The following is a 19,715-nucleotide window of genomic DNA, read 5'->3' on the forward strand; positions in this document are numbered from 1 at the left end:
AGAGAGGGGGAACTACTATTATACGATTAGTGAAAAAAGCTCAAAAAGGGGATGACGAAGCCTTTTTAACGCTTTTTCAGCAATATGAAGTAGATATTTATCGAATGGCTTATGTATATGTCAAAAAAAAAGAAGATGCTTTAGACGTAGTTCAAGAAGTAGCATATCAATCATTTAAAAAGATAGATACATTGAAAAAACCAGAATATTTTAAATCCTGGCTGATAAAAATTACGATGAACTGTGCAATAAATTTAATTAAAAAAAATAGTAAAGTAGTGCTAATAAGATCAGAATACGAAGAGTTTATAGAAACCGAAGAAGAAGAAGATATTCTTCTTACTTTATCTTTACAAGACTTGATAGATGGTTTGGAGGTGGAAGAAAAAAGTGTTGTACTTTTAAGGTTTTATCAAAATTATACCTTTAAAGAAATTGCCGAGCTTTTAGATATGCCATTAGGAACCGCAAAATCGGTTTTATATAGAGCTATAAAGAAACTTAGAAATAAATACTTTGAAGGAGATGGTGTTAATGAATAATAAAATAAAACAAGAAGTAGAGAAAATTAATATCCCAAAAGAACTTCATAAGAGGAGTGAAATGGGCATTTTAAAAGCGAAGAACGAAAGGCAAAGAAGTAGAAAAAATGTAAAAGGTATCGTTGTAGCTGCTGGTTTACTTGTATCTATTGGAATATTATCTTTAGTTAATAATAATTTTGTTAAAAATAGTACAACACATGATTCTGATCAAAATACGGTTGCTATCACCGAATCAGCAACAGACAGCATTGATACGATTGATATTCAAGCTAAGTATTTTGTGTATGAAACAGCTGACAAACTCAGCCTAGGTGCCGATATTGTTCTCGTTGCATCCCCTATAGATGACTTTGCTAACCGTGAACATCACTCAACGAAGTTCGAAGACGGCACGCTCCAAGACTTCTATACGCTAACGAATCTAAACGTCGAGCGCATAATTAAGCAGCCTGAAGGAATAAATATCGGCTCACAAATGCAAGTGATTGAACCGGTTAGTATCATCACGGAAGCCGACAAACAACAAACAAAAGTTACAGCAGATGGATACCGCGAGATGAAGCAAGGCAGGCGTTATATCATATTCCTGAAGAATAACGGCATGGGCGGCTATAGCATTATCAATATGAACAACGGAAAGTTTAACCTTGATGGCGGCGATGCACAGGACATTCCAACAAACACAAATGAGAAAGCGTTCAAAGAAAGGCTGAAGAAAGATGTTCAATCAAAATTCAACGTGAAGTAATCCACTAAGCTCAGTATGTTTGCGTAACAATGTCTTTATAAGTGACACTCTAGGCGTTCTTTTTTGATGGTTTTGACATTTATCGATTTCAAAGAATGATTTTTATGCTTTAAATAAAATTTCAATCTACCAAACTTGAAATCGAAAAGACAATTACGAAGTAATAAATATCCAATTATTTACCAGTGACAATCCTCTTTATATACCTTATTCTGGAATAGTTACCTATTAATTTCTATAATCAATAGGTAACTACCAAAATATCAAAAAGGTGGTATGAAACAATATGAAAGTACGGAAAGTTTTAAAAGTAGGAATCCTTTCGATAGCAGCATTCTTCCTCACATTCTCAGGATCGGCATCGGCTACGACATTCACTGGTGGCAAAACGACTGCAATAAAGAATGCTTATTATACGGACTCAGTGTATTCGCTCGGCTATCAAACCATATTTGATGAAGGAAAGGCCAATTGGAACGCGCTTTCATCGAAAGTTCAAATCAATTGGGTTTCATCGTCTTCCGGACTACCTGACAAGTATTACGTTGGAACAACGAGTACAGCTGGATTGCTTGGTTATGCTCCGCCATATAAATATGCAGCAGACGGTGTAAACTTCATCCTTGCAGATACATCAGACAAATGGGCATATAGTACGGTATCTGCTTATGACAACCAAATCAAAGCATTGAGACTAACACGAACTGAAATCGTATCTTCGGTTACAACGCATGAAATTGGCCACACTCTTAGCTTAGCCCACTCACCATCTGGTGTTAGCAGCGTTATGACGAAAAGTGCTATTACAAACTTTGCACCAACGACATACGATAAAAACGATCTTGTTTCTAAATGGGGCAAATAATTCATTCTATCATTCAAATCTTAGGAGGAAAAAATATGAAAAGGGCAAAAGTAATCGGTATTTGTACAGCATCGGTAATCGCGGCATCAGCAATCTTCTATTCGATATCGACGGATAATAGCGTTTTGAAAGGCACAGCTTCTAATACTGTCATCGCACCAGCACCAGATAGCATTCGTACGGTTGATATTCACGCTCGTTATGTTGAATATGATACGGCGGACAAGCTCCATCAAGACGCTGATATTGTTCTCGTTGCATCCCCTATAGATGACTTTGCTAACCGTGAACATCACTCGACGGAGTTCGAAGACGGCACGCTCCAAGACTTCTATACGCTAACGAATCTAAACGTCGAGCGCATAATTAAGCAGCCTGAAGGAATAAACATCGGCTCACAAATGCAAGTGATTGAACCGGTTAGTATCATCACGGAAGCCGACAAACAACAAACAAAAGTTGCAGCAGATGGATACCGCGAGATGAAGCAAGGCAAGCGCTACATAGTGTTCCTGAAGAACAACGGCATGGGTGACTATAGTGTCATCAATATGAACAACGGTAAGTTCAATCTTGATGGTGGCGATGCACAGGACGTTCCAACAGATGCAAATGAGAAAGCGTTCAAAGAAAGGCTGAAGAAAGATATTCAATCGAATTTCAGTGTGAAGTAATCTTAGTTGCTTGATTTTGGTTGCCTTATGGGTAGCTAAAGGGCGTTTTAATTCAACAAAGTGACCACCAATTTGATGATCTTTTCAATGTACAAAAATAACCAATATTATACATTCGATCAAGAGTTCAATGGATATAAATCCTTAAAGGGGTAACCATCAGGGTTACCCCTATTTGAATTTTTTAAATTTGGTTTTAAGTAATCAAACACAAGGGCGAACCGCTGATAAGGTTTTATAGTTCAATAAAAAGACCTATTGAACTATATAAACAATTATTTAACATAGTTCATGAGAAATGGAAGGGAAACCTTGCTATACGTAGTATATTAAATGAATGGACGAGTTATAAATGATTGAGGGGAAACGAATGGAAAATAACAGAAAACTTCTCAACTTTGAAGCATAACAAAAAGCCTACACTCCCTCAAATGAAAGCTCACATTCGTTTTATTTAGTTGTCATTGCCTGTTTCTTCATCTGTAAATATATCACGGTTTGACAAGTGTTGTTGTTACCTCTTTGTTACCTTGTGATACCACCTTACGAATATACCCATACGAATAATCCAAATTATCCGCAATCTCTTGATATGTCATGCCATCAATAAAACGCAATTTAACAATTTTATATTCTAATCCTTCTAGCTTCTCCACGTTTTCGCGCATCTCTTTTTCAATCGCTTGATAATGTTCTAATTTTTCTTCAAGTGAAGCAATACGACCATTCAAACGATCTGTTCGTTGTGAAGCAACATCAAGACCATACTTATCCGCACCTATTGAGAAGAATGGCAAATGCTCATTATTACCAATCCAATATTCTTTATCTACCTCTAACATTTGAATTTCTGCTTTTATTATATCTATAATGCGTAATAAATCCGCATAGTTCTTCATGATCTCCATTTAAACTCGCCCCTTAACCATCTTCTTGTTTTGTTTAAATAACTTCACTGCCAGTTCATGTAATTCATCTGTTGGCTTGGCTTATATCTGATACATCTGTTCCAATAACTTTTCGTTTGCCAATTCGAAAGCCCAACTCGTTCAGCATTTTAGCCACTCTCGCTACATGTTCGTGCAAGACATAAAGCTTAATAGCATGTTGTTCAAACGTTTCTGGAACATAGCCTTCAACCATTTCAATATAGTCCTCTAACCTATTTATCTGCTCTCTTGCTTCATCTATAGTCATATTGCCTATCGCCCCCTCTACAGCACTTCAATAAATAGATTGGTGCACGCTTCACTTTTTTATGGTGTGCTTTATAGAAAAAAATATATTCGTGTACTATTTCAGCCAGCTCGGTTTAAATTTATCCATCGCTTTATCCAATCCATCTTGGTTGATTCCGATATAACGTAACGTAGTACTTGAATGATTGAACAATTCTTGTAACGTTACTACATCTTTTGTGTCTAAATAAAAATGGTAGCCAAATGTTTTCCTTAGCGTGTGTGTACCTATTTCTCGAATGCCACAAGCTTCTGCAGCTTCACGTAATATTCGATAGGCAGTTGAGCGGTCAATTGGTCTGTTATCACCTTGGCGACTTTTAAATAGATACTCACCCTCATGCAACGACTTGATATAAGTCTGAACTTCTTTCCTTATATATGGTAGAATCTTTACCCGTTTACGCTTTTTCGTTTTCTTTTCAACAATATCCATATGATCATAAAGAACATCTTCTTTCTGCAATGTCAGCATATCAGAAATTCGCAATCCTACAGATATGCCGATAAGAAAGAGCATGTAATCACGCTCTTTCCTGTTCTTTAAATAATTGATCATTGCATTCACTTTCTCTGGATCACGTATTGGTTGTACGTAATTCATAAGCATACCTCCTCACCTTTTGTCTAACTTTCCCATTCACTCGTTTGTATGTGTTACACCTCATGCCCGTCAATTCATCAACTTCAAGTCTGCTCATTTTGCTTTTTGGCGGCTGAAGTCTTTTTATGCACACCCTTTTACCTTCTTGCATAACCCCTTTGCTACAAGGTCCAACTGTATCGTTCTCATATGCATCACCCCTTCGAATGGAGTAAAAAAGGAGAACAACAAGTGACAACAGGCTTCGCTGCTATCATTTGTTGTCCTCCAGTGGGCTGGTAGAACTTATTTTTGTCTTAATACCAATTCTACTTTAGTACATATAGAATGTTTACTATGTGTACTAGAGAAATTATAAATGAATAAAACACATCCAATAATAATAATGGCTGCTAAACTAAGAAAAAAGTAATTTTCCATAGTATATATAGCTTGTATTTCATCCATTTTGATATTTATATTATTTAATTTTTCAATAAAGGTAATTTCATCTGTTAACCCCTCTTTATTCTTATATATTGTTTTTTTTATATTGTCCATTTCCTGAATGATAGTGTTGATTTTACCCAGGTAATCTTTTGCAGCTGAAATGTAAAATATCATTGTGGATAATATTATTGCAATAAATGTAAACAAAAAGGTAAGCAACATATTCTTCTTTATCGTCCACAGCAACATGGTAGGATACTTGATTGCTGTTAGATAACATATATCGGATTTCATTTTCAGCAGATGCATCGTTAGCCGTATTGTGTACTGTGACGAATTGTCGCGTCATAGTGTAAGGCGACTTGATAGGATACTTAGTTGCAGGCAATAAATTCTTTTTAAATAAGTATCTCATTTGTTATCACCTTCCTCTTTCGCTTTCAATTCTTTATCAACGTCTTTTCCTGTTAATTCATTTAATACTTCATTTGTAAAACTTTCTTCTGATTGATTTTCTATGACTTTTAACTTTTCAGCTAATTGTCGTGGAACTAATACACCTAGTTGAGCCATGTTTTCAATAATTGATAAGGCTTCGTTAGCTATATAAAAAAGCACTGCCGCAAATGTAAGTGTTCCATTTAATGACAGTACTTGATCGATAATATTTGCTGTGATAATAACAATAAAAATTAATAATTTTCTTGCGTAACCAATAAAGATTTTCGACTCCATAAATTCGTATTTTTAACCGCCTTAAAGATGCCTGTTAAAATGTCCAATACCATTAGCACTAATAACAATTCGACAAATTTCACCCCACCAAATAAATATAAATGCGCTACTTCTAAATACTCCAAATTCATACCTCCCATATTGCACACTCCTTTTCTGCATAATAAAAGCCCTCTACAATAATCTGTGGAAGGCCTGATATTAAAGCATTTTATTTAATTCAATTACAAACTCTTGATAGGTTTTAATATTTTCACTTAAGCGAGATTCATTTTTAGTAAGCTCTACTACTTCATTCACAACCATATCAATATTTGCCTTTACGATTTCAGTTCTTGAGCCAGGAGTAACTATACTGAGCCGTTTTTGCCCCAACGACCATTTCAGCACGCATTTCTTTGATAGCATTAACCATCCAGTGGTAGTCCGTAATTATTGCATCTAAAGCATCTAGTGTAATAACTATTGCTCTCTCTTTTAACATAGTTTTGCCCTCCTATGTGTTATAATGCTGTAATCTGACTAGCTTAAATAGAAGGGCATAAACCAATTCTTAGCTGTAGCGTGTATCGACGCTGCGGCTTTTTCTTTTATTCTAAGTAATTTCGAATTTGTTAAAGCTCCTGTATTTCGGGCAATTTAACAGTGTGATCTTTAATGCTACTTAATGCTTGTGCATCAGCAAACGATGTTAAAAGTACTGAACGAATTTTCATAATAAAACCTCCATTTATTAACTTTAAAGGTTATAATAAGGTATAAAAATACTAAATTCTAAGGAGAATAATGAATGAAAATTCAAACCGGTAATACATTAAATTATTTGAAAACAGAGGTAAATAAAAATATAAAAACAGAAAGTCTCTTAGATTTATTTGGAATTGAAGATATACATAAAGACGAAGACGAAAACGAAAAAAATAACAAACCTAAACTTGAAATCAGATATGAAGATGGTTATATACGGACATATATTGTGAAAACAATTGGAAAAAAATTAGTTAGATTACTTATTAGGGAGGTTAAACAAACCCAAGAAAACATGAAAGAGTCCGAAAATTTAAATGATATTTCTCACGATATGTTGTTACAACAGCTTGAAAAGCTATTTAATCCAAAAAAATACGAACAGCATACTTCTATTTTTGAAAAAGAAAAGAATATTTCTAAATATAAAACAGGTATTTGAGGACGATCAATATAAACCATAATTAGAAATGATTATTAATTTGCATTAAGGTTTAACATCTCTTAAAGAGCTGTAGCGTCTGCAAACGCTGCGGCTTTTTCTATTTTATAATTTACATATAATATATAATGAGGTAATTACATGGACTTATTAAAGGCTTTTGCATCTGGTGGATTAAGTGTGCTATTTATCATACTGCCAGTAATAATACTTATGGTTGTTGAAATTGGATGTATCGTTGTTTTTTCGTTAATATTCGATAAACTACTACCCAACAAAATTTATAAATACCTTTTAGTCTGCGTGGCTCTAGTTGGTTTTTACATTTGGGCTGTGCCAATGAATTTAGGTTATTCTGAGTTTTTTAGAGCGATGTTTTAATCGCTCTAAAAACCCATATTGTTCATTAGTTTACCGTAGCGTGTGACGACGCTAAGGTTTACCTTACTTGTTCTTTTTGCCAGGCTCTCCTCCCAGAGACTGTTGTCCAGGGTTCCATTGTAGCGAAAATTATCGAAAAGGGAGTGGTGTTTATGATTAAATTGTTTACTACAACAGTAGGTATCAAAATAATCCTTGGTTTTGTGATTCTAATTTTAGATTGCATCATACTGAGCAACGCCGTCGCTACAGTGTCTGGCAAAGAGAATAACTTTTTCAAACTGTGCATTAACTAAAGATTAGACATATCATCTTTTAACCATTCAGTTTCCCTATGTTCCTCTTATGTTTCTAGCGGCTCTTTTTGGTCAAACATATGCCAATAGTCCATAGCAAAAGGCTCTACTTTTTTAAAATATTCTTGAATCGTTTCCTCATAAACTTCAATCCAACTTAAAGTATTTGGGTCGACTGTTAATTACACTAAATGAAGTGCATCAGCTCCAGCAATCATATTGTATGGGACGTCATCTACATACCATTCAGAACCGATTTTTATAGTTTTATAAGTTTCAGTAGATGCACCATGTTCATCATAGATTTCTATATCAAATGATTTTATACATTTATACTTTTTCAAATTTAACAACTCCTTTTATGAACAATTTCTTTCAAATCTTCACTTACCCCGCCTACGTAAACGACTGATCTGCTCAAGCTCTTTCCCAATGCTCCGTAGTTGCCTATAAGTCTTGCATCTCCCACACTTTTTAGTAGGATCATAAGCTCTACGTTTCGGACATGCTTTGCACTCGAGAAAAGCTATGTGGTCCTGCTGATTGATTAGCCTAGCTCTACGCTGTTTAACTTCCTTGCGAACTGTATTCATGCGTCATACCACTAACGTATCCAAATAATGCAGCGTATATCCATTCTTCGACTTAACCTCAATACACTCATTTTCAAAGGTCTTGTATGGTATTGATTTTCGACCGCCATTTTTACCGCTTCCCAGCTCATTTGTAGCACCTCAAAAGGCAGAAGATAGGTTTTGTTATATTTACGAAAACTCACAAGGAGAAACGAAAATGCGTTATTTTTATGCCATGATTCTAGTAGTTCATATTGGTGATTCGATAAATTATCAAGAGGGAAACTAGCATTGCTTATTTCCTTCGCATCGAAGGTAATAGATCGTCCTTCATATACTCCGGCAAAATCAACCCATTCTGCTTTTTCTTTTCGCCCTTCGACAAAACGTCCATTGTCTTTAGTAATTTGTATTGGCGTAGGTACTTTTCGTATATCCGCTATACCTGAGTTGCGATATTTGTTGTTTGCCATAATAATTAAACGTTCAAAAGTCGCTCCTCGATTGGCGTATGAAGTATTTTTATAAACCATTTTAAACCTCCTGTTAGCACTTATATATTAAACAAGTCCATCTGTTGCCATTGTTCTTGTGGCAATTCTTTATCACTTCTACTCCATGCTCATGTATATTTGTAAACCAATGAAGAGGAAACCTTCCTATTGGTTGGTTCAGCTCAAGATCAGCGTAAAAATAGCAATCTTCCTTATTTACGTAGCAACCATAAGTTGCTCTAATAAAGTACCTACCTAAATCAGCACGATAGCCATCCCGTTTCCAAATTAGTTCAGCTTCATACACCTTACCTTCCTCTAACTCTAATTGCTCTAATGGTAAAGGAGGCTCAGCAGGCCATTCCTCTGTTATGAGCTCGAAACGCTACGCAAAAAGTTTAGACCATATGATGAATAAACACAAAAAGACCAGGCTCAAAATTTAATTTGAGTACCTGGGCTTTGCTCTTAATTACTACGCTGTGAAATGATGATTTTTAGTCCGCCTTCAATGTACCATCATCAAATTTATATAAACATGATTTATCAATTTTTCCTTTATCCACAGATTGTTTGATGTAATCACGTACTGCATCCTTTGGGGCACCATTAGTAAATTTCAGAATATCATCATCCATTTCTGTTTGTTGTGTTTGTTCATTTAATCCAGATAGAATGTATTTGTAACATGGTTCTTAAATCAGAATCTCAAAAATGAATTAACTCCTTTTAATGTGTTTAGCGGCTTTAAAAGATGCTGTCTGTATATTACGAGGGCACTGAATATAAAAATTATGTTTACTCCTCTAAAAATAGGGAAAAGAAAAAATATTGAGCCAAATTCTATATTTTTGGGAGGGATTAATAATGGCAAACGAAGAACAGGTGTTGTAATTGCGGGGTTAGCTTTAGCAACAGCGGGAAAAGTTAGTTCCAATAAAAGAATTAACTCGGGATCATTTATTCTTAAAAGAAGATATTGAAAGACGAAAAAAAGCAGCTAAGAAGTTTTATGCAAAATATCAATCATATGATAAATGAACGAAAAAAGCCTAGGCTAAAACATTGCCTATGACTATTAGCTTTATTTTATTTTTTAGGTGGCCCTAACCTCGTTTGGGTCAAGAATGAAAAAGTCGAGAAAAACATGGAGGTCCTCTTATGAGTATAAAAAATAAACGATTCGCTTACGGAAAAAATCAGTTGCAGTTTGGAGATCTTCGTCTCCCTGAAGGAGAGGGTCCTTATCCAGTTGCAATTGTAATTCATGGTGGATTTTGGAAAAACATTTGGAACCTTGATGCTATAGAACCTGTAGCAAAAGATTTGGCGTCAAGGGGAATAGCTACTTGGAACATTGAATTTCGTCGAGTTGGAGATGAGGGTGGAGGATGGCCTGGTACATTTATTGATGTTGCAAATGCAGCCGATTTTTTACAACAAATAGCAGAAGAAAATCATCTTGATTTAAGCAGGGTTATTGCTATTGGACATTCTGCAGGAGGGCATCTAGCTTTATGGTTAGCCGGTCGTAAAAAACTACCAGAAAGTAGTGTTTTAAGAACTACTGATCAACCACTTTCTCTTAAAGGATCGATAAGCTTAGCAGGGGTTAACGATCTTGCACTCATGGATGATGTTCATCATTTACGTCTATCAGAATTCGGTTTAGCAAATAACTATCCTGTATCTGATTTGGTAGGTGGGTCATCCAAAGAGGTTCCAGAGCGTTATGCGCAAGCTTCTCCAATTCAGTTATTACCCCTTCAGGTTCCACAAGTTCTTATTCACGGTTCTCTCGACATCAATGTGCCAATCGGAATTAGTTATAATTACAAACGTGTAGCAGATGCTTCTGGGGATCAGGTAAAAATGGTGGAGATCCCATCCGCTGAGCACTTTAAAGTGATTGACCCCAACGCCGAAGAATGGTCAGATATTCTTACAGAAGTTACTAATTTATTGGATATCGTACTATAGTAAAAATCATAGAATCGCTTTAGGCAATTATTATTTTTTTTTCAAACAACGTGCATTTCATGGGTGAAGGGCATTACAGTATCTATTTCACGATGATGTGATAATTGGGTGCTCAGAAAATTTTCTAGAAAATGAATTAATTTTAGATACAATACAAATTACTAAAAACCAACATATCACAGTACACCACAAACTGTGCTTAAAACTGTAGATGTATATAATAATGTTAAGCAATATTACAACCCAAGTGCTTATATTAAAAATGAAACAACTTTAGTTCCTATGAAAGCTATTTTTGTATCACTTGGCGCAACTGTTACTTATGACAATGCAACAAAAAAAGTAACTGCATACAAAGATATTAAAAAAGTTGTGATTGGCGTTGGAAATAAAAACGCTTACGTTACTTCAAACGGCGTTACAACTACAATTAATTTAAATCATGCAGCTGAAATTTATAAAGGAACAACTATGGTACCTGTACGTTTTGTAAGTGAAGCACTAGGTGCAGATATTACTTTTGATGACGCTGTATTTATTACAACAAAGTAATTAGTATGATTTGAATAAGGCAGCATCATTTTTTATTTAGTACTGCTTTTGTAATCTTTTTTTACAACAGTAGAGTCACAGTGCCAAATGAAAAAAGCGAGGTATTCAATGATTTAATCGTTGAATACCTCGCAATGTGAGAAGATATAGACTTTTTCAGTGCCCTCCTCGGAAAGTGTGACTTCTTTATATCCTACATTTCTTTTAGATACTTAAACAATTTCAATATCATCATCTCGAACTAAAATTACTTGAGAATTAGATATCGGAGTCAGTGAAATTTTATTGTTATAATTAGTAATTATCTCGTCAACCATACTACAAAAGTATTCATGTCCAAAATGAGGAACAGGATATGATGAAATCAGATTTAAACCCATAGTTGTTTCTAAATGCGGCGCTTTACTCATTTCATCCATATATTTTACATATTCAATATTAGGTGCCATTATTATTGAACCAGCGGACTCACCTATATATAGCTTACCAGAACCAACTTGTTCAATAATTAATTGATCTATCTCTGACCTTTTCAACTCTTGAAGTAAGAAAAATGTATTGCCTCCAGATACATAAATAAAATCATTTTTCCTCAATATTTCTTCTGCTTCATATTTATCAACTTTTGATATTTCGAATATTTCTACAATCATTCCCAACTCTTCAAAGGCTGTTTTTGCAGAATCTACATAATGTACTTCCTCTTCAACTAAACTTGCAGTTGGAATAAAAGTAACTCTTTTTCCTTCAATGTTGTCGCCGACGAAATCTTTCAAAAAATGACTAGTATCATAAAACGAAGAAGATAAAAACATTTTTTTCATAAAGTGCCTCCTAAAATAAGAACTAACGTTTCTATTTTTATGGTAGCAGACTTTTAAAAAAAATCAAATATTAATCTACTTTCCATCCCCCTCTACTTATATATATTAGTGCAAATGGAAGGTTATGGCCGGCTCTTCTTGGAGAATAAGATAACTAATCACAGTTGTCTGTTTTTTTACAGTGTGCTTTTCACGCTATATTTCCTATAATGGAAATATAGCGGGGGTTACACAATGAAAAAATTAATCTACATAGGAGCCATGTCTGCACTATTACTTTCAGCTTGTGGTGAAGAAAAAGCTGAAGAAACAGATAAGGCTCAGGAAGAATCAGATAAAACGAAAGAAAAAGAGGCTGAACAAGCTAATAAAGAGGAAGACCGAAAAGCTAAAGTAGCTGAGGAAAAGGCTCTTTCTGAACAGAAAACAAAAGAGGTAACTAGAGACATAACAGAGAAAAAAATTTCCGCAGATGAAGCAAAAAGAATACTTGAGTATTCCGGTATGGGTGAGAACGATAAATTAATTAGTTTAACCGTCAAAAATGGCGAGATTAAAGCAATAATAGACTTAGCGCCAAACAAATTCAATTTACCACCAGAAGATATTGCTGTGTCTATGTACAGTCAAGCATCCGATGCGTTACTAGAAGAAGAAGGTTGGAAAACATTAACGATAGAATATGTTGATATTGGGACAGTATCTATGAATATATCTGAAAAACAATCAAATGAACTCGGCATGTATTATTTCCCGGTAGCCATCATAACAGAAAGGTTGAAGCAATAATTTAGCCCACTCAAATGAGTGGCTTTTTTCGGAAAGGAGATACTCAGGTTAGGAAATAAGAAATAATTTCCCGGGTAAGCGCAAGAAATGACAAGCTTAGTCTTATATTCCAGCACCAAGCGACTGATTTTTCATTATCCTTCGCCTGTCGAAAAGTCCAAGCAGGCAATAAAACGAACGTTTGTCGGCACATTGTTCATCCAATTCCACCGCCTAATCTAGTAGATCCTCAATTTCGAATGTAACTTCTAACTTCTTTTTTTCCCGACAGTATTCACACTTATCACATCGTTGTGTTTTTTTACCTCCTAATTTCACTTCTATGATGCTTGGTAGTTTCGTTTGAACGTATTTCTCCTCAAAGTCGAAACGTCCTGAACCGAAGTGTAAAACTACTTTATCTGGTGGTCTCACATTAACTTTCTTGCTGAAGCTGAGGTGGACCAATTACATTATGAATCGTGTCGACCATTAAAACTCAGACACGACAACTAGAATTTACCTTCATGTAACAGGATGCATGCGTGAAAACGCTTCACAAAAAATGCATGCTAATTTCACTGCCCTACTCGATGAGACTGGAAATGATAAACTGCGTAATTGGATTGGGGTACATAATAAAAAGCCACACCTTGTTAGATGTGGCTTCTCAAATATTTGTAAATTAAATTGTTTCTTCTAGGCTTGTACATTTTGTTTTGTAATTATAGAATCTATAAGTTTCACGGGATAAATAATATAATGACATGATACAATTTTTAGTAATAATTAATCCAAGAACTAATATTACGCCAAAAATAGCGCCCATTGTTGCAGAACTATCATTTCGTCTAGAAAAAACTGATTCCAATACTGCTGTAAATGCAACAACGCTTATACCAGCAGAAGCTGCACCCAACAAAGGTTTTACAGAGTTATATCTAGTTATGAATAGTATGATTACTACTAACAATATTAAAGCAAATAATTCAGCGACAGAGTTATTTACAACGCTTATCAGGAAAAAGGATATTACAGCGACAGCTATTAAAGACCAACCATAAATAACGGAAGCTTTCAATTTTTCTTCTTCGGTTTCAGCTTTAAAAATATGATTTAATACCAATTTAAAAACCATTCTAAAACACCTCCTAAAGTAACGATAATAATAATGAACATAATAAATTATACCTATAAATTTAATTATTTCCATATAAATTTACATATAATAAATGAGACTACTACAATGATAATGGTTCTATGAAAGGAGGCTTTCGTTTATTTTTAGAAACACACGTACAGTGAACTAATGTAAGAATAAAAATAGCCCTCACTTCTTTCAAGTGAAGGCTGCATACGTCATTATTCAGTAGTAATTTCCTGTTTCTTTATCTGTAAATATATCAAGATTTGACAATTGTTTTTGTCACCTCTTTGCCCCTTGTTATACCCCTCTGCGAAATAGCCAAATGAATATCCCAATTTTTTAAAATCACCCTTACAAACCTTGATATACCTAGGAATCAAAAAACATGAACGCTTATATATATCGTGAGCGTTCATGCTTTTACCCTCTTTCATATGTATTCGGAAAGGTTCTTATCGCAAGGTTTTGAGTCATAGTTAATAATGTTTCGATTTCACCTTTTTTCACTTTTAGCTAAGAATAAATGCAAATAATACGGCCGTGTCTTTTTGGAGAATAAGATAACTAATCACAGTTGTCTGTTTTTTTTATGTACTTTTTACTCAATATTACCTAGAATGGTAATATCAAGGGAGGATTTTACATATGAAGAAAAAATTAATTTTTAGTGCAGCATTAGTATTAAGTTTAGGTTTGGCTGGTTGTGGAGAAGACAAAGCTAAGGAAGAGCCACAAAAAGAGAATGATACTAAAACTGAAGAACCACAAAAAGTTCTAGCGAAAACAGTAGATGACGTAATGAAACATTTTAAAGATAATGGTCTAGAACTAGGAGAAGTTTCAGATTTACCAAAAGATGAATTTGGAAACATCCGAAAAGAAGGTAAACGCATTTTAATTCCTTCTCTTGGTGATGATTCAGGTGGTCGATTATTTTTATTCGATAATGAAGAAAGTCTAAAAAAAGCAAAGAGTTATTATGATGAATTAGGAAATTCAGGTCCTATGTTTTATTCTCACACTCATCAAAGTGGCATGTTTTTATTACAAATGAATGGTGATATGGAAGATCATGAATTTGCTAAGTATGCCGCTTCACTTGAAACAGCTGTAAAAGGTTCTACAAACATTGAAATCAAAGAAGAAAGCAAAGCAAATAAAGCAGATAATTTAACAGAAGCAAATGTTGGTGAGGTAGTGAAAAATGATTTTGCAGGTACATATACAATCACTGATCTATTTGAAGCACCAACTGAAAAACATAAAAGTGCTGATGTTGAATTTTCAATCGATGGAATGAAAACAGCTAAACTAGTTGCAGAAAATCCTGAACTAATTGAAACTGCTGCTGAAACAAATGTACTTATCCTATCTATAACAGGAGAAAATTTATCCGACGATACTGTTGATTTCCACCCAAGCACATCTAAAATGATCACTGATACAAAGCGTCAAATTGATTCAAATGTAATGATTTCCCATTTTGAATCTGAATTTATTGGTAAAGTAATTCAAAAAGGTGAGGTTATTTTTGATTTAGGAGAAGAAGGTTTAGAAGGTGTCAAAGAATTAAAATTTGTATTTGATAGTACTTCAAAAGATAACAGATTTGTTGGAGAAAAAGTAACAGTAGTTGTACCAGTAAATAAAAAATAAGTTACTCAAAGGAGGTTAACCCCTCCTGCTCCAAATAATATCACGTATAAAAAGTGCTTAGAAGATTTGGTTATACAAATATTGCTTTATTAATTCCCAGTACAATCATAATAATTAGAATACATCAACTTTAGATTATGTATTAATTGCGCTGTACGGAATCGCAATCTTAATTCACATCATAAGACTTACTCTATTTATGTTAAAGCGAGGTGAGTAAATGGAATACAAATTTGGTTCAACTGAGGAACTTCTAGAATTTTTGAATGAAGAATTGCTATCTGCAGCAGAAGCATCGCATCTGAGGTATTGGAAATATCGAAAGTTAGGCTGGGGAAATTAGTAAAAGACGGAAAGTTAATAGCGAATGCGTTTATTACTTAAATACACACGACGTTGTACTTCAATAAAGACTAGATCATTCGTACCACCACTTGCTTTAGGTAGTGTTGCCTCAATGCCATACATAGCTGTTTTAGCCCCAATGTAACTGTTGTTGTCGACATTTGCTACTGGCTGCCTAGCTTTCTCAATCGTTTTAACCATCCAACGATAATTCTCAATCCACTGATGTAAATTCTCTTTTTTAACTGTCGTTTACCCTTTTAACATAGGTTTGCCCTCCTATGTGGTATAATGCTGTTATCTGACTAGCCTAAATAGAAGGGCATAAACCAATTCTTAGCTGTAGCGTGTGCAAACGCTGCGGCTTTTTTATGTTATAATCTGGTTAAAAAGGAGTTGTTTCTAATGTACGAATATAAGTTTGTTAAAATTGAGTTTAAAAAAATAACAGGCAGACCTACCGAAGATTATCGAGAAGTAATTAAAAATCACGCAAAAGAAGGTTGGAGATTTATTCAAATCTTAACTCCTGATTTCACTTCTGCGCCTGGGTTAGGTACTTACCATGAACTAATTTTCGAAAGACCACAAAATACATAAATCTATTTTTCAGGCTATAAACTATACAAACATAGCTACCACGTCATATTAATAGTAATGTAAAGCTAATTTAGCCTTACACCTCCGAATTTTGTTACTAAGGGTCACTCCTATCCCAAGTGACCCTTTTTTATTGTCTTATCTCACAAAAAAATATTTTTTAATACCTGTAGCTGAATGGTTTAACACCCCACTCCTTCTCTACAGCTAACATATTATATATTGTAGAAAGGAGGGATACTTTATGGGATACTATGGAAATGTTGGTGGCATAAATGAAGGTTGCTATTACGGTGGCGGTAATCGTAATGGTTCATCATTTGCCTTAATTGTTGTTCTATTTATACTTCTAATTATTATCGGCGCTACTTTCATGCATAGAGAGTATTAACATTTTTCCGATTTAAGGGTCGCCCTCCCAGCATGGTGACCCTTTAATAGATTCGTTCCTGAAAATGTTCAGCAAATTAATTAATACACAACATGTACATTGCCATCCTCACTGATTTGTACAGGCTTACCATCTACATCATCAAAAAAGTTCGTTAAAAAGGCTGGGTGTACTTTCGTGTTAATAAATCGCTTTTCAAATTCACCGTCAACTTCTACAACTTCTACTTCTTTTAACTCGACCTTTTGAATTTTCATGTGATTCTCCTCCATCTATTCAAAAATAAAAACACCTCCAATTCGGAGGCGTTGGTTTGGAATAAAGTTTGATTAAAAGTAATTCTAAAAACATTTTTTATAGTAAATGAAAAGAAAGCATATTATAAATAAAGATTAATCAACATGCTTTTTTTTTGGTAATTTAGTATTAAGTTTTCATAATAAATTTGACGATTTTTTAGTAGCTCTTATTCAACTAAAGCACCCGTTAATTGAATAACAATTGTATTTTTATAGCTAATTCTTTTGGTTTAACGTCAATAGAAGATAACTGGTTTATATCTACGCACATCGGTAGATATGTTCCACGTTGTCTTTTCTTATCTGTGTACTCTTCACCTTTCCCTGTACCGAAATCGCCATCCATTATCTCAGCAAGAAAAAAGTATTGAGTTCCATTAAATTCGATTGTTGCAATGCACTTACCAACTTTAACCGTAACACCTAATTCCTCTAACGCTTCTCTTTTAGCTCCTTCTTCAGGTGTCTCTCCATCTTCTATTCCTCCACCAGGAAACACATAATAAACTGAACCTTCTCGAACCCTCTTAATCAGTCCTACCTTTTTATCTTTAATCAAAACTACTGAACCTCGATTTCGCAAATGTATTCCCCCATTTTATATAAACCTTTATTCCAAATCCTGCATCGTTAGTTGAATAAGAAAAAGATGGGATCTCTGTGGAATCCCATCTTTAAGGAAAGCACCCGTTAGCCATCCATGAAGCGCAAAAATCAGCTCTTCACCACAGAAAATGAAAGATGATTAAGTTCTTTCATGGGAGTTTAAGTACAATTCTTCACAAACTCATATTCCTCCACAAAACTCACCTGCAGCTTAACATGGAAAAGGCGATTTCTTAATTAATTTCTATTTGTATTATTTATTTGAATGTGAGGAAAGACCCCGACCTATAAGGTTTGCAGAAACAGGTTTTTTTCCTAATTCCCTTGCCCAAATTGATAATTGTCCTATATGGTGAATTTCGTGAGCAATGGCATGTCGCATGATTTCACCCCAAGTATCCGTCACAATTCTTCCATCTGGCAATGTATCGTAAAATAATTGATTTTCCATACTAGCATCCCAGTTGTTAACAAAGTTTTCCACTTCTAAATGAAATTCAGCATCCAATTGTCGAACCTTGTTCAAGCTTTTATAGCTATCGAAACTCTCCCAAAAGTCAGTTTTACCTTGTAAGAGACGTATCCAGCTCCATTCAACATCAACAATATGGAAAAGTGTATGCAATATACTTCCCATTCCACCCGTGCGGTTCCGCAGAAGTTCTTCTTCACTTAACTCTTCACACCAACGATACCAGTCTTCTCTTACCATCCAGTTATATCTAAAAAAAGTTTGCAAAAATTCCCCTCCCCATTGAAATAATTAGCTGTTAAAATACTATAAGATTAATACCAAACATTGTTAATATTACTATTTCTACAAACATAGATTGAATTCCTTGTTCAACTATCCTGCCCGTTAGCCATCCATGAAGCGCAAAAATCAGCTCTTCACCACAGAAAATGAAAGATGATTAAGTTCTTTCATGGGAGTTTAAGTACATTTCTTCACAATCTTTCAAATTCAACATAAATATCTAATTGAAAATCACTTCTAACTAAAGAGATAATTGTTATCAATCTTTATTATAAACAATCAATCTTTTCTACAAAGCTACAATAGGCGCTCATTAAGGTGTATCTGGTTCAGTTTTTCCAACTAATTTTCGTGTGAAGTTTGTATGCCAAATTTCCGCAATTTCTGGATCTTCTAACTCAGCTGTAATCGCCTCATAGTAGAATTGGCCATGTGCATCAGCAACTGCACTAAATGCTAGTTCAAGCATCGCTAACTCTTCTTGGGACGTATCAATGTTGATGGTAAAACCACCCGCATTAGATGCTTTAGGGAATGCGATTAATTTTTGAAATCCTCAAATCCATCGACCACATCAGCTGTAAATACAAAGTCTTTACCTAATGAATTGGAGCCATAACTATAGATACCAGGCTTTAAATCCTCATTAGATAAACCGAAATAATCTCGTAAAACCTGTACAGATACATGGGCACTAACTGTTACATTTAGCTTTAGTGTAACGGTTGTCTCAGGTTCAGATGCAATCGTACCCATACAACCAAATTTTGTACCTGGTTCTTGTTTGTTTTCTTTCATAAATTGAATCGATGCGTTTTTGATATTCCACGCATCAAATTGCTCAATTACTTGTTTTAGCATTATAAGCCCTCCTCTATTAATTCTTCTAATGCGCCATGTAATTTCTCTAAAATTTTAGGCGTTGATTTCTGTAATGAACGATCACTAAAATGCTGTGCCCAGGGATTCGATGCTCCTCGACCTTCATCAGGGAAAACCAAGTAACCAAAACTACCT

At 34.6% G+C, this 19,715-nt stretch carries 31 protein-coding genes and 2 pseudogenes; 13 read left to right on the plus strand and 20 right to left on the minus strand.

The features are described from left to right. Positions 1-29: 29 nt before the first annotated feature. The 4 genes from ACFCYJ_RS10710 (at position 30) to ACFCYJ_RS10725 (ending at position 2,832) form a co-directional block, all read left to right on the plus strand. Positions 30-542, plus strand: coding sequence for a sigma-70 family RNA polymerase sigma factor (locus ACFCYJ_RS10710; RefSeq protein ID WP_376073966.1), 513 nt, complete (start codon positions 30-32; stop codon positions 540-542). Next, complete coding sequence (locus tag ACFCYJ_RS10715; protein ID WP_376073967.1) at positions 535-1,293, plus strand: hypothetical protein; 759 nt, start codon at positions 535-537, stop codon at positions 1,291-1,293. Before ACFCYJ_RS10710 ends, ACFCYJ_RS10715 begins: the two co-directional genes overlap by 8 nt. A gap of 286 nt (positions 1,294-1,579) precedes the next feature. Continuing rightward, positions 1,580-2,158: a zinc metalloprotease gene (locus tag ACFCYJ_RS10720; RefSeq protein ID WP_376073968.1), complete on the plus strand. Its 579-nt coding sequence runs from the start codon at positions 1,580-1,582 to the stop codon at positions 2,156-2,158. Positions 2,159-2,193: 35 nt separating this feature from the next. Next, on the plus strand, positions 2,194-2,832 hold the full coding sequence (locus ACFCYJ_RS10725) for a hypothetical protein (RefSeq protein ID WP_376073969.1): 639 nt from the start codon (positions 2,194-2,196) through the stop codon (positions 2,830-2,832). Between the two features lie 491 nt (positions 2,833-3,323). Here ACFCYJ_RS10725 and ACFCYJ_RS10730 read toward each other — a convergent pair whose 3' ends face one another. From ACFCYJ_RS10730 to ACFCYJ_RS10760, 7 genes and pseudogenes are all read right to left on the minus strand, one after another. Beyond that, the gene (locus ACFCYJ_RS10730; protein WP_376073970.1) at positions 3,324-3,740 is read right to left on the minus strand and encodes a sigma factor-like helix-turn-helix DNA-binding protein; all 417 of its coding nucleotides are present in this window, start codon (positions 3,738-3,740) and stop codon (positions 3,324-3,326) included. A gap of 64 nt (positions 3,741-3,804) precedes the next feature. Then, positions 3,805-4,029 carry a hypothetical protein gene (locus ACFCYJ_RS10735; RefSeq protein ID WP_376073971.1) on the minus strand — a complete coding sequence of 75 codons (225 nt, stop codon included), beginning with the start codon at positions 4,027-4,029 and terminating at the stop codon, positions 3,805-3,807. Between the two features lie 96 nt (positions 4,030-4,125). Next, the gene (locus ACFCYJ_RS10740; RefSeq protein WP_376073972.1) at positions 4,126-4,674 is read right to left on the minus strand and encodes a tyrosine-type recombinase/integrase; all 549 of its coding nucleotides are present in this window, start codon (positions 4,672-4,674) and stop codon (positions 4,126-4,128) included. Between the two features lie 285 nt (positions 4,675-4,959). Beyond that, the gene (locus ACFCYJ_RS10745) at positions 4,960-5,310 is read right to left on the minus strand and encodes a hypothetical protein (RefSeq protein WP_376074039.1); all 351 of its coding nucleotides are present in this window, start codon (positions 5,308-5,310) and stop codon (positions 4,960-4,962) included. Between the two features lie 19 nt (positions 5,311-5,329). Next, positions 5,330-5,518, minus strand: a pseudogene (locus tag ACFCYJ_RS10750) (XlyB); the annotation flags it as partial. Then, positions 5,515-5,978, minus strand: a pseudogene (locus ACFCYJ_RS10755) (phage holin family protein). The pseudogenes ACFCYJ_RS10755 and ACFCYJ_RS10750, both read right to left, overlap by 4 nt. A 188-nt stretch (positions 5,979-6,166) precedes the next feature. Further along, positions 6,167-6,322 carry a hypothetical protein gene (locus tag ACFCYJ_RS10760; RefSeq protein ID WP_376073973.1) on the minus strand — a complete coding sequence of 52 codons (156 nt, stop codon included), beginning with the start codon at positions 6,320-6,322 and terminating at the stop codon, positions 6,167-6,169. A gap of 306 nt (positions 6,323-6,628) precedes the next feature. Here ACFCYJ_RS10760 and ACFCYJ_RS10765 point away from each other — a divergent pair, with 306 nt between their 5' ends. Then, a complete protein-coding gene (locus ACFCYJ_RS10765) occupies positions 6,629-7,027 on the plus strand; it encodes a hypothetical protein (RefSeq protein ID WP_376073974.1) in 399 nt (132 codons plus the stop codon). Positions 7,028-7,168: 141 nt separating this feature from the next. Further along, entirely contained in the window at positions 7,169-7,408 is a 240-nt protein-coding gene (locus ACFCYJ_RS10770; protein WP_376073975.1) for a hypothetical protein, read from the plus strand. Between the two features lie 478 nt (positions 7,409-7,886). Here the strand turns inward: ACFCYJ_RS10770 and ACFCYJ_RS10775 are convergent, their stop codons facing one another. The 3 genes from ACFCYJ_RS10775 to ACFCYJ_RS10785 all read right to left on the minus strand — a co-directional run bounded on the left by ACFCYJ_RS10775 (position 7,887) and on the right by ACFCYJ_RS10785 (position 9,411). Further along, on the minus strand, positions 7,887-8,048 hold the full coding sequence (locus ACFCYJ_RS10775; protein WP_376073976.1) for a hypothetical protein: 162 nt from the start codon (positions 8,046-8,048) through the stop codon (positions 7,887-7,889). A 260-nt stretch (positions 8,049-8,308) separates the two neighbouring features. Continuing rightward, positions 8,309-8,812 (minus strand): Holliday junction resolvase RecU, encoded by a 504-nt coding sequence (locus ACFCYJ_RS10780; RefSeq protein WP_376073977.1) that lies wholly within the window; start codon positions 8,810-8,812, stop codon positions 8,309-8,311. A 458-nt stretch (positions 8,813-9,270) separates the two neighbouring features. Further along, a complete protein-coding gene (locus ACFCYJ_RS10785; RefSeq protein ID WP_376073978.1) occupies positions 9,271-9,411 on the minus strand; it encodes a hypothetical protein in 141 nt (46 codons plus the stop codon). A 523-nt stretch (positions 9,412-9,934) separates the two neighbouring features. On the opposite strand from ACFCYJ_RS10785, the gene ACFCYJ_RS10790 reads away from it, so the two are divergent. Both ACFCYJ_RS10790 and ACFCYJ_RS10795 read left to right on the plus strand, forming a co-directional pair. Further along, a complete protein-coding gene (locus ACFCYJ_RS10790; RefSeq protein ID WP_376073979.1) occupies positions 9,935-10,753 on the plus strand; it encodes an alpha/beta hydrolase family protein in 819 nt (272 codons plus the stop codon). 195 nt (positions 10,754-10,948) lie between these two features. Then, on the plus strand, positions 10,949-11,305 hold the full coding sequence (locus ACFCYJ_RS10795) for a copper amine oxidase N-terminal domain-containing protein (RefSeq protein ID WP_376073980.1): 357 nt from the start codon (positions 10,949-10,951) through the stop codon (positions 11,303-11,305). Between the two features lie 212 nt (positions 11,306-11,517). On the opposite strand, the gene ACFCYJ_RS10800 is transcribed toward ACFCYJ_RS10795, so the two are convergent. Beyond that, a complete protein-coding gene (locus ACFCYJ_RS10800) occupies positions 11,518-12,129 on the minus strand; it encodes a Type 1 glutamine amidotransferase-like domain-containing protein (protein ID WP_376073981.1) in 612 nt (203 codons plus the stop codon). A gap of 234 nt (positions 12,130-12,363) precedes the next feature. On the opposite strand from ACFCYJ_RS10800, the gene ACFCYJ_RS10805 reads away from it, so the two are divergent. Further along, a complete protein-coding gene (locus ACFCYJ_RS10805; RefSeq protein ID WP_376073982.1) occupies positions 12,364-12,918 on the plus strand; it encodes a hypothetical protein in 555 nt (184 codons plus the stop codon). 213 nt (positions 12,919-13,131) lie between these two features. Here the strand turns inward: ACFCYJ_RS10805 and ACFCYJ_RS10810 are convergent, their stop codons facing one another. Together ACFCYJ_RS10810 and ACFCYJ_RS10815 are read right to left on the minus strand one after the other, a co-directional pair. Further along, entirely contained in the window at positions 13,132-13,332 is a 201-nt protein-coding gene (locus tag ACFCYJ_RS10810; protein ID WP_376073983.1) for a PD-(D/E)XK nuclease-like domain-containing protein, read from the minus strand. A 250-nt stretch (positions 13,333-13,582) separates the two neighbouring features. Beyond that, a complete protein-coding gene (locus tag ACFCYJ_RS10815; protein ID WP_376073984.1) occupies positions 13,583-14,035 on the minus strand; it encodes a hypothetical protein in 453 nt (150 codons plus the stop codon). Between the two features lie 654 nt (positions 14,036-14,689). On the opposite strand from ACFCYJ_RS10815, the gene ACFCYJ_RS10820 reads away from it, so the two are divergent. After that, positions 14,690-15,700 carry an LptM family lipoprotein gene (locus ACFCYJ_RS10820; protein WP_376073985.1) on the plus strand — a complete coding sequence of 337 codons (1,011 nt, stop codon included), beginning with the start codon at positions 14,690-14,692 and terminating at the stop codon, positions 15,698-15,700. A gap of 220 nt (positions 15,701-15,920) precedes the next feature. Further along, positions 15,921-16,043 (plus strand): hypothetical protein, encoded by a 123-nt coding sequence (locus ACFCYJ_RS10825; protein WP_376073986.1) that lies wholly within the window; start codon positions 15,921-15,923, stop codon positions 16,041-16,043. A gap of 14 nt (positions 16,044-16,057) precedes the next feature. Here the strand turns inward: ACFCYJ_RS10825 and ACFCYJ_RS10830 are convergent, their stop codons facing one another. Then, the gene (locus tag ACFCYJ_RS10830; RefSeq protein WP_376073987.1) at positions 16,058-16,246 is read right to left on the minus strand and encodes a hypothetical protein; all 189 of its coding nucleotides are present in this window, start codon (positions 16,244-16,246) and stop codon (positions 16,058-16,060) included. Between the two features lie 204 nt (positions 16,247-16,450). On the opposite strand from ACFCYJ_RS10830, the gene ACFCYJ_RS10835 reads away from it, so the two are divergent. Further along, the gene (locus tag ACFCYJ_RS10835; RefSeq protein WP_376073988.1) at positions 16,451-16,645 is read left to right on the plus strand and encodes a DUF4177 domain-containing protein; all 195 of its coding nucleotides are present in this window, start codon (positions 16,451-16,453) and stop codon (positions 16,643-16,645) included. 244 nt (positions 16,646-16,889) lie between these two features. Further along, positions 16,890-17,036, plus strand: a complete 147-nt coding sequence (locus ACFCYJ_RS10840) for a YjcZ family sporulation protein (RefSeq protein ID WP_075807256.1) — start codon at positions 16,890-16,892, stop codon at positions 17,034-17,036. A gap of 80 nt (positions 17,037-17,116) precedes the next feature. Here the strand turns inward: ACFCYJ_RS10840 and ACFCYJ_RS10845 are convergent, their stop codons facing one another. The 6 genes from ACFCYJ_RS10845 to ACFCYJ_RS10870 all read right to left on the minus strand — a co-directional run bounded on the left by ACFCYJ_RS10845 (position 17,117) and on the right by ACFCYJ_RS10870 (position 19,699). Beyond that, the gene (locus ACFCYJ_RS10845; protein ID WP_376073989.1) at positions 17,117-17,293 is read right to left on the minus strand and encodes a hypothetical protein; all 177 of its coding nucleotides are present in this window, start codon (positions 17,291-17,293) and stop codon (positions 17,117-17,119) included. Positions 17,294-17,522: 229 nt separating this feature from the next. Next, positions 17,523-17,918 (minus strand): NUDIX hydrolase, encoded by a 396-nt coding sequence (locus ACFCYJ_RS10850; protein WP_376073990.1) that lies wholly within the window; start codon positions 17,916-17,918, stop codon positions 17,523-17,525. Positions 17,919-18,194: 276 nt separating this feature from the next. Beyond that, positions 18,195-18,680 (minus strand): DinB family protein, encoded by a 486-nt coding sequence (locus ACFCYJ_RS10855; protein WP_376073991.1) that lies wholly within the window; start codon positions 18,678-18,680, stop codon positions 18,195-18,197. A 331-nt stretch (positions 18,681-19,011) separates the two neighbouring features. Next, complete coding sequence (locus ACFCYJ_RS10860; protein WP_376073992.1) at positions 19,012-19,167, minus strand: hypothetical protein; 156 nt, start codon at positions 19,165-19,167, stop codon at positions 19,012-19,014. Between the two features lie 71 nt (positions 19,168-19,238). Then, a complete protein-coding gene (locus tag ACFCYJ_RS10865) occupies positions 19,239-19,559 on the minus strand; it encodes a hypothetical protein (protein ID WP_376073993.1) in 321 nt (106 codons plus the stop codon). Beyond that, positions 19,559-19,699, minus strand: a complete 141-nt coding sequence (locus tag ACFCYJ_RS10870) for a hypothetical protein (RefSeq protein ID WP_376073994.1) — start codon at positions 19,697-19,699, stop codon at positions 19,559-19,561. Before ACFCYJ_RS10870 ends, ACFCYJ_RS10865 begins: the two co-directional genes overlap by 1 nt. Between the last annotated feature and the right edge of the window lie 16 nt (positions 19,700-19,715).

The sequence above is a fragment of the Lysinibacillus sp. NPDC056232 genome, assembly GCF_042267565.1.
Classification (GTDB): Bacteria; Bacillota; Bacilli; order Bacillales_A; family Planococcaceae; genus Lysinibacillus.

What these genes read in the sequence shown, in the direction of transcription:
- ACFCYJ_RS10715 (WP_376073967.1), top strand. Translation starts at nt 535, where the DNA reads ATGAATAATAAAATAAAACAAGAAGTAGAGAAAATTAATATCCCAAAA.
- ACFCYJ_RS10720 (WP_376073968.1), top strand. Translation starts at nt 1,580, where the DNA reads ATGAAAGTACGGAAAGTTTTAAAAGTAGGAATCCTTTCGATAGCAGCA.
- ACFCYJ_RS10725 (WP_376073969.1), top strand. Translation starts at nt 2,194, where the DNA reads ATGAAAAGGGCAAAAGTAATCGGTATTTGTACAGCATCGGTAATCGCG.
- ACFCYJ_RS10730 (WP_376073970.1), bottom strand. Translation starts at nt 3,740, where the DNA reads ATGGAGATCATGAAGAACTATGCGGATTTATTACGCATTATAGATATA.
- ACFCYJ_RS10735 (WP_376073971.1), bottom strand. Translation starts at nt 4,029, where the DNA reads ATGACTATAGATGAAGCAAGAGAGCAGATAAATAGGTTAGAGGACTAT.
- ACFCYJ_RS10740 (WP_376073972.1), bottom strand. Translation starts at nt 4,674, where the DNA reads ATGAATTACGTACAACCAATACGTGATCCAGAGAAAGTGAATGCAATG.
- ACFCYJ_RS10760 (WP_376073973.1), bottom strand. Translation starts at nt 6,322, where the DNA reads ATGTTAAAAGAGAGAGCAATAGTTATTACACTAGATGCTTTAGATGCA.
- ACFCYJ_RS10765 (WP_376073974.1), top strand. Translation starts at nt 6,629, where the DNA reads ATGAAAATTCAAACCGGTAATACATTAAATTATTTGAAAACAGAGGTA.
- ACFCYJ_RS10770 (WP_376073975.1), top strand. Translation starts at nt 7,169, where the DNA reads ATGGACTTATTAAAGGCTTTTGCATCTGGTGGATTAAGTGTGCTATTT.
- ACFCYJ_RS10780 (WP_376073977.1), bottom strand. Translation starts at nt 8,812, where the DNA reads ATGGTTTATAAAAATACTTCATACGCCAATCGAGGAGCGACTTTTGAA.
- ACFCYJ_RS10785 (WP_376073978.1), bottom strand. Translation starts at nt 9,411, where the DNA reads ATGGATGATGATATTCTGAAATTTACTAATGGTGCCCCAAAGGATGCA.
- ACFCYJ_RS10790 (WP_376073979.1), top strand. Translation starts at nt 9,935, where the DNA reads ATGAGTATAAAAAATAAACGATTCGCTTACGGAAAAAATCAGTTGCAG.
- ACFCYJ_RS10800 (WP_376073981.1), bottom strand. Translation starts at nt 12,129, where the DNA reads ATGAAAAAAATGTTTTTATCTTCTTCGTTTTATGATACTAGTCATTTT.
- ACFCYJ_RS10805 (WP_376073982.1), top strand. Translation starts at nt 12,364, where the DNA reads ATGAAAAAATTAATCTACATAGGAGCCATGTCTGCACTATTACTTTCA.
- ACFCYJ_RS10815 (WP_376073984.1), bottom strand. Translation starts at nt 14,035, where the DNA reads ATGGTTTTTAAATTGGTATTAAATCATATTTTTAAAGCTGAAACCGAA.
- ACFCYJ_RS10820 (WP_376073985.1), top strand. Translation starts at nt 14,690, where the DNA reads ATGAAGAAAAAATTAATTTTTAGTGCAGCATTAGTATTAAGTTTAGGT.
- ACFCYJ_RS10825 (WP_376073986.1), top strand. Translation starts at nt 15,921, where the DNA reads ATGGAATACAAATTTGGTTCAACTGAGGAACTTCTAGAATTTTTGAAT.
- ACFCYJ_RS10830 (WP_376073987.1), bottom strand. Translation starts at nt 16,246, where the DNA reads ATGGTTAAAACGATTGAGAAAGCTAGGCAGCCAGTAGCAAATGTCGAC.
- ACFCYJ_RS10835 (WP_376073988.1), top strand. Translation starts at nt 16,451, where the DNA reads ATGTACGAATATAAGTTTGTTAAAATTGAGTTTAAAAAAATAACAGGC.
- ACFCYJ_RS10840 (WP_075807256.1), top strand. Translation starts at nt 16,890, where the DNA reads ATGGGATACTATGGAAATGTTGGTGGCATAAATGAAGGTTGCTATTAC.
- ACFCYJ_RS10845 (WP_376073989.1), bottom strand. Translation starts at nt 17,293, where the DNA reads ATGAAAATTCAAAAGGTCGAGTTAAAAGAAGTAGAAGTTGTAGAAGTT.
- ACFCYJ_RS10860 (WP_376073992.1), bottom strand. Translation starts at nt 19,167, where the DNA reads ATGCTTGAACTAGCATTTAGTGCAGTTGCTGATGCACATGGCCAATTC.
- ACFCYJ_RS10865 (WP_376073993.1), bottom strand. Translation starts at nt 19,559, where the DNA reads ATGCTAAAACAAGTAATTGAGCAATTTGATGCGTGGAATATCAAAAAC.